7 protein-coding genes are annotated in these 6,538 nt (G+C 69.3%); 5 read left to right on the top strand and 2 right to left on the bottom strand.

The window, feature by feature from the left end; translation table 11 throughout:
* Positions 1-18: 18 nt before the first annotated feature.
* The gene (locus G6038_RS30065; RefSeq protein WP_165042501.1) at positions 19-444 is read left to right on the top strand and encodes a DoxX family protein; all 426 of its coding nucleotides are present in this window, start codon (positions 19-21) and stop codon (positions 442-444) included.
* A 40-nt stretch (positions 445-484) separates the two neighbouring features.
* Here the strand turns inward: G6038_RS30065 and G6038_RS30060 are convergent, their stop codons facing one another.
* Both G6038_RS30060 and G6038_RS30055 read right to left on the bottom strand, forming a co-directional pair.
* Positions 485-1,255 (bottom strand): amino acid ABC transporter ATP-binding protein, encoded by a 771-nt coding sequence (locus G6038_RS30060; RefSeq protein ID WP_165042499.1) that lies wholly within the window; start codon positions 1,253-1,255, stop codon positions 485-487.
* On the bottom strand, positions 1,252-2,652 hold the full coding sequence (locus G6038_RS30055; protein ID WP_240918878.1) for an amino acid ABC transporter substrate-binding protein/permease: 1,401 nt from the start codon (positions 2,650-2,652) through the stop codon (positions 1,252-1,254). Before G6038_RS30055 ends, G6038_RS30060 begins: the two co-directional genes overlap by 4 nt.
* A gap of 287 nt (positions 2,653-2,939) precedes the next feature.
* On the opposite strand from G6038_RS30055, the gene G6038_RS30050 reads away from it, so the two are divergent.
* The 4 genes from G6038_RS30050 to G6038_RS30035 form a co-directional block, all read left to right on the top strand.
* Positions 2,940-4,067 carry a resuscitation-promoting factor gene (locus G6038_RS30050; RefSeq protein ID WP_165042497.1) on the top strand — a complete coding sequence of 376 codons (1,128 nt, stop codon included), beginning with the start codon at positions 2,940-2,942 and terminating at the stop codon, positions 4,065-4,067.
* 12 nt (positions 4,068-4,079) lie between these two features.
* Positions 4,080-5,207 (top strand): resuscitation-promoting factor, encoded by a 1,128-nt coding sequence (locus G6038_RS30045; protein WP_165042489.1) that lies wholly within the window; start codon positions 4,080-4,082, stop codon positions 5,205-5,207.
* 63 nt (positions 5,208-5,270) lie between these two features.
* Positions 5,271-6,137: a 16S rRNA (adenine(1518)-N(6)/adenine(1519)-N(6))-dimethyltransferase RsmA gene (gene rsmA, locus G6038_RS30040; protein ID WP_165042480.1), complete on the top strand. Its 867-nt coding sequence runs from the start codon at positions 5,271-5,273 to the stop codon at positions 6,135-6,137.
* Positions 6,138-6,375: 238 nt separating this feature from the next.
* Positions 6,376-6,538 (top strand): cold-shock protein (locus tag G6038_RS30035; protein WP_165042478.1); only part of this gene is annotated, 163 nt, incomplete at its 3' end.

Genomic DNA, 6,538 nt, shown 5'->3' with positions numbered 1-6,538 from the left:
CACCGAAAGGTCACCCCCATGAACAACCCCGTCCTGCGCAACGTCGGGCTGCTCGTCGCCCGAGTGGTCATCGGCATCGTCTTCCTGGCCCACGGCCTGCAGAAGATCAACCAGGGATACTCCGCCACCAAGGCCGGATTCGAGGGCATGGACGTGCCCGTGCCCGCGCTGTCCGCCTTCTACGCCACCTGGGTGGAAACGCTCGGCGGCATCGCTCTGATCATCGGCCTGCTCGTGCCGATCTTCGGCCTCCTGCTGCTGATCAACATGCTCGGCGCGTTCTTCTTCGTCCACATCGGCAACGGCATCTACGTCACCGACGGCGGATGGGAACTCGTCGGGGCCCTCGGCGCGGGTGCGCTGGTGCTCGCCGTCGTAGGCGCCGGCGCCTACAGCGTCGACGCCCTGCTCGCCCGCCGGGTGCGGTTCCTGCAGACCGCGTAGCCGTGGGCGAGGGCCGGCGTCCGGGGACCGGGCGCCGGCCTCAGAGCACCTTCGCGAGGAAGTCGCGGGTCCGTTCCTGGCGGGGGCTGCCGAACAGTTCCTTCGGCGTGCCCTCCTCGAGGACGTACCCGTCGGCCATGAACAGCACCCGGTCGGCAACCTCACGGGCGAAACCCATCTCGTGCGTGACCACGACCATGGTCATGCCCTCGGCCGCCAGGTCGCGCAGCACCTGCAGCACCTCGCCCACCATCTCCGGGTCGAGGGCGCTGGTCGCCTCGTCGAACAGCATGATGTCCGGATTCATGGCCAGCGCCCGCGCGATCGCGACGCGCTGCTTCTGCCCGCCGGACAGGTTGGCCGGCTTCGCGTCGGCCTTCTCGGCCAGCCCCACCCGGTCGAGCAGGGCGAGCCCCCGCGCCCGTGCCTCCTCCTTGCTCGCACGCTTCGTCAGCACCGGCGCGAGCACGATGTTCTCGAGGGCCGTCATGTGCGGGAAGAGGTTGAAGTGCTGGAACACCATCCCGATGTGGCGGCGCACCCGGTCGATGTCGATCTTCCGCTCGGCGAGGTCGAACCCGTGTACCACGACCGAGCCGGCGCTGATGTCCTCGAGCCGGTTCAGGCACCGCAGGAACGTCGACTTGCCCGAACCGGAGGGGCCGATCACGCACACCACCTCGCCGGCGAGGATGTCCACATCGATGCCCTTGAGCACCTCGTTCTCGCCGAACGCCTTCTTCAGGCCGCGCACGCGGATCTTCACCTCGCGACCGTCCTCGAGCGGCTGGGCCGCGGCTGCCTCGGTCAACGGTTGATCCTCTTCTCGAGTCGGTCCGACAATTTGGTCAGCGCCATGATGACGACGAAGTAGATCACCCCGATGATCAGCCACATCTGGAACGACTGGAAGTTGCGGGCGATGATGATCCGCCCGGTCTGGGTGAGCTCGGCGATGCCGATCACCGACAGGATCGACGTGTCCTTCAGCGTGATCACGAACTGATTGATGTACGACGGGATCATGGTGCGCACCGCCTGGGGCATGACCACCTTGCGCATCGCGGGCAGGTAGCCGATGCCGAGGCTGCGGGCGGCCTCCATCTGCCCCTTGTCGACGGACAGGATGCCGCCCCGCACGATCTCGGCCATGTACGCGCCCGCGTTGAGCGAGAGCGTGATGATGCCCGCGGTGAACGCCGACATCTGGAATCCGGCCGCGGCCGGGATGCCGAAGTAGATGAAGAAGGCCTGCACCAGCAGCGGGGTGCCGCGGAAGACGTCGACGTAGGTGGTGCCGATCCCGCGCAGGACGATGTTGCGCGAGACCCGCATGAGGCCGAACAGTGCGCCGAGCACCAGCGCGATCGCGATCGAGACGACCGACAGCACGACGGTCAGCCACAGTCCCTCGAGCAGCAGCTGCCACGTGCTGCGGAGCAGACCGGGGATGGAGTTGTCGGCCTGCACGGCGCCCTCGCCGAGGTAGCTCTCCACGATCTCGTCGTAGCGGCCGTTGTCCTGCAGGTTCTGCAGGCCCGCGTTGAACGCCGTGAGCAGCTCCTGGTTGCGGCCCTTGTTCACCGCGAACCCGTAGCTCGCACCGGCCTCCTTCTCGGTGACCGTCTTCAGCCCGTTGCCCTGCGCGATGCCGTACGCCAGCACCGGATAGTCGTCGAAGACCGCGACCGAGTTCCCGGTGCGAACCTCGTCGTACATGCTCGCCGAGTCGGCGAAGTAGACGGTGGTGAACCCGTACTCGTCCTTGATGGACTCGGCGAAGGCGGCGCCCTCGGTGCCGTTCTTGACCGCGACGCGCTTACCCGCCAGATCGGCGTACGACGCGACCTCGTCGTTGCCGGCGAGTACCGCCATCTGCACGCCGGACTCGAAGTAGGGATCGGAGAAGTCGAAGACCTGCTTGCGCTCGTCCGTGATCGACATGCCCGCGATCACGCCGTCGGCCTGGTCGGCCTGCACCGCCTGCAGGGCGGCGTCGAAGCCCAGCGGGCGGATGTCCACGGTGAAGCCCTGGTCCTCTGCGATCTCCCGGATGAGGTCCATGTCGATGCCGACGAAGTCGCCCTGCTCGTTCTGGAACTCGAAGGGCGCAAAGGTCACGTCGGTGGCGATGACGTAGGTGCGGCCGGCGGCGGGGGACTGCGCCGAAGCCGCCGGCGCGGCGGCGAGCAGCAGCGCGCCGAGCATGCCGAGCAGGGTCAGCAGGGCCGCACTCCGCTGCGCCGGCGGACGGTGAATTCGGTCACCCAAAGTAATCCCACCTCTGTAATTCGCGCGTCGTGCGGCACGTTTTCCCGAGTGTCGAATCGACGCTAGTCCGCGGCTTCGGCCGTGGTCCGGCTATTGATCGAAAATCACGAATCGTCACCTACCTCGTTGCCGAGAAACTGCAGGTAGAAATGTTGCAGTTGCCGTATCAATGCCGATTCGTTACCGTGCCGTGATCGAAGTTGTCGACAGTCCAGGAAATTGCCGTGTCACCTTTCACCAAGATCAACCGAGCGAAATCGCCCACGCTGTACGTGGTCGTCGCCGCACTCTTCCTCACCCTCGCGGCCGGCGGCATCGCCGCCCTGATTCAGCACAAGGAACTCACCCTCGACGTGGACGGTGAGCGGATCGCGCTCAGCACCATGAGCTCCGAGGTCGGCGACGTCCTCGCCGGCGCCGGCTACCCCGTCGGCGAGCACGACGTGGTGGCCCCGGCCGTCGACGCCGAGGTGTCGGACGGGGACACGGTGGTGCTGCGGCGGGCGCGGGAGGTGCAGCTGAGCGTCGACGGTGCCGAGCGCACGGTGTGGACGACGGCGACGACGGTGGACGAGGCGCTGGCGCAGTTCGAGCTGGCGGCGGATGTGTACACCTCGGCGTCGCGGTCGCACCGGTTGCCGCTCGAGGGCGCCGAGCTCGACGTGGTGAGCCCGAAGACGGTGCGGTTGCTCGACGGCGGTGCGCCGGCGGTGGAGGTGCGGATGGCCGCGCCGACGGTCGGGGAGTTCCTGGCCGCGCACGGGGTGGCGCTCGAGCAGGCCGATTCGGTGGTGCCCGCGGTCGATGCGGCGCTGACCGAGGGCCTCGAGATCCGCATCACCCGCGACCGCATCGAGACCCGCATCGAGAACCAGCCGCTGCCCGCGCCCGAGCAGCGCGTCGACGACCCGAACATGACCGAGGGTGAGACCGCGCTCGACAACCCGGGTGCTCCCGGTGAGCGCACCGTGACCTTCGACGTGCACACGATCGACGGCGTCGAGGTCGGCCGCACCGAGAAGGCCTCGACCACCGTCCGCGAGCCGGCTCCGGCGATCGTCCGCGTCGGCACCAAGCCGAAGCCGGCCGCGCCCGCCTCCGGACGTGCCTCCACCTGGGACGCCCTCGCACAGTGCGAGGCCACCGGCAACTGGGCCATCAACACCGGCAACGGCTTCTACGGCGGTCTGCAGTTCACCCAGCAGACCTGGGCCGCGTTCGGCGGCACCCAGTACGCGCCGCGCGCCGACCTGGCCAGCCGCGAGCAGCAGATCGCCGTCGCCGAGAAGGTCCAGGCCGCGCAGGGCTGGGGAGCCTGGCCGGCATGCACCAGCAAGATGGGCCTGCGGTAAGAAATACGGCTTGTGTCCCCACTGACGAAGATCAACACCTCGCGCTCCGTGCTGTTGTACGTCGTCGTCGCGGCGCTCCTGGCCACCCTGGTGGCCGGCGCCGCGACGGCGCTCGCCCGGCACAAGACCGTGACGATCGACGTCGACGGGGACCGGCTCACCCTGGGCACCATGGGCACCGACGTCCGAGCCGTCCTCGCCCACGCCGGCCACCCGGTCGGTGAGCGCGACGTGGTGGCCCCGGCCGTCGACGCCGAGGTGTCGGACGGGGACACGGTGGTGCTGCGGCGGGCGCGGGAGGTGCAGCTGAGCGTCGACGGTGCCGAGCGCACGGTGTGGACGACGGCGACGACGGTGGACGAGGCGCTGGCGCAGTTCGAGCTGGCGGCGGATGTGTACACCTCGGCGTCGCGGTCGCACCGGTTGCCGCTCGAGGGCGCCGAGCTCGACGTGGTGAGCCCGAAGACGGTGCGGTTGCTCGACGGCGGTGCGCCGGCGGTGGAGGTGCGGATGGCCGCGCCGACGGTCGGGGAGTTCCTGGCCGCGCACGGGGTGGCGCTCGAGCAGGCCGATTCGGTGGTGCCCGCGGTCGATGCGGCGCTGACCGAGGGCCTCGAGATCCGAATCACCCGCCAGCGCACGGTCCGGGTCACCGAGACCCAGCCGCTCGCGCCTCCGGAGCAGCGCATCGAGGACCCCACGATGAACATGAGCCGGACGGTCGTCGAGAACCCAGGCGTGCCCGGCGTGCACGATGTCACCTTCGCCGTCACCACCGTCGACGGCGTCGAGACCACCCGCGACCAGATCGACGCCGTCGTCACCACCCCGGCGCAGCCGCGGATCGTGCGCGTGGGCGCCAAGCCGGGAACCGAGGTTCCGCCCGTCGAGAACGGCGACGCCTGGGACGCCCTCGCGCAGTGCGAAGCCACCGGCGACTGGGCCGTCGACACCGGCAACGGCTACTACGGCGGCCTGCAGTTCGACCAGAGCACCTGGGAGCGCCAGGGCGGCCTGACGTATGCGCCCCGCGCCGACCTCGCCACCCGGGAAGAACAGATCGCCGTCGCGAGCCGGATGCAGCGCGCCCAGGGCTGGGGAGCGTGGCCGTCCTGCTCGTCCCGCATCGGCGTGCGTTAGGTTCGGCACGTGCCAGACCACTCACCCGGCCACCCCGGCTCGACCCCCCGCGACGGTTCCGACGTGACCCCCCGCGGTCGTGCCGCCCTGCTCGGTCCCGCCGAGGTGCGCGCCCTCGCGGAGGAGTTCGGGGTCCGGCCGACCAAGCAGCTCGGCCAGAACTTCGTGCACGACGCCAACACGGTGCGCCGCATCGTCTCGGTCGCCGGCGTGGGCCGCGACGACGTGGTGCTCGAGGTGGGCCCGGGTCTCGGCTCGCTGACGCTCGCCCTGCTCGACGTCGTCGACCGCGTCGTCGCCGTGGAGATCGATCCCAGGCTCGCCGAACGCCTGCCCGCGACGGTCGCCGACCGCGCACCCGACCTCGCCGATCGGCTCGACGTCGTCCTGAAGGACGCCATGCGGGTGTACCCGACCGACCTGCCGGCCGCCCCGACGGCGCTCGTCGCGAACCTGCCCTACAACGTCGCGGTGCCCGTGCTGCTGCACATGTTCGCCGAATTCGACTCGCTGCGCACGGCTCTGGTGATGGTGCAGGCCGAGGTGGCCGATCGGCTCGCCGCCCCACCCGGGAGTCGCGTGTACGGCGTGCCCAGTGTCAAGGCCGGGTTCTTCGGCCACGTCCGTCGCGCCGGGTCGGTCGGCCGGGCCGTGTTCTGGCCGGTGCCCCAGGTGGAATCAGGGCTGGTGCGCATCGACCGCTACGCCGAGCCACCCTGGCCCACGGACGAGGGGCACCGTCGCAGGGTATTCGCCGTCGTCGATGCCGCGTTCGCGCAACGCCGCAAGACGCTGCGGGCAGCGCTGAGCGGCTGGGCCGGTTCGGCCGCGGAGGCCGAGCGACGCCTGCTCGCCGCCGGGATCGATCCGTCGACGCGGGGGGAGAAGCTGGATGCCGCCGCCTTCGTGCGGATCGCCGGCACGCAGTGACGGCGCGGCGCCGGGCGGTTCCGTCGCAGCGCTTGGCAGACGGTTGGATCTGTGATCTACTGGTACACGGTCGTTAGGTAGTGTGTTCGTGGTTTACCCCTCGCACATTTCTAGTTGCGAGCGGATGCGAAATTCCCACGGAATCTTTCTCAGCCGTCGAGTGACAGGCCCGGGCGACGTCGTGTCGTTCGACGAAAGATGAAGGCCACAAGGCTTTCCGAGATGTATGAGGTTGAAAATGGTTGAAGGTACCGTGAAGTGGTTCAACGGCGAAAAGGGCTTCGGCTTCATTGCCCCCGCCGACGGCTCCGCGGACGTCTTCGTGCACTTCTCCGAGATCCAGGGCGGCGGCTTCCGCACCCTCGAGGAGAACCAGCGCGTGAGCTTCGAGGTCGGCCAGG

It is taken from the genome of Rhodococcus sp. 14C212, assembly GCF_011058195.1.
In the GTDB taxonomy this organism is placed as follows: domain Bacteria; phylum Actinomycetota; class Actinomycetes; order Mycobacteriales; family Mycobacteriaceae; genus Rhodococcus; species Rhodococcus aetherivorans.
This window is presented reverse-complemented; position numbering and strand designations above follow the sequence as displayed.

Excerpts from the sequence above, each read along its gene's own strand:
- G6038_RS30065 (WP_165042501.1), top strand. The coding sequence starts at position 19 with ATGAACAACCCCGTCCTGCGCAACGTCGGGCTGCTCGTCGCCCGAGTG.
- G6038_RS30055 (WP_240918878.1), bottom strand. The coding sequence starts at position 2,652 with ATGCTCGGCGCGCTGCTGCTCGCCGCCGCGCCGGCGGCTTCGGCGCAG.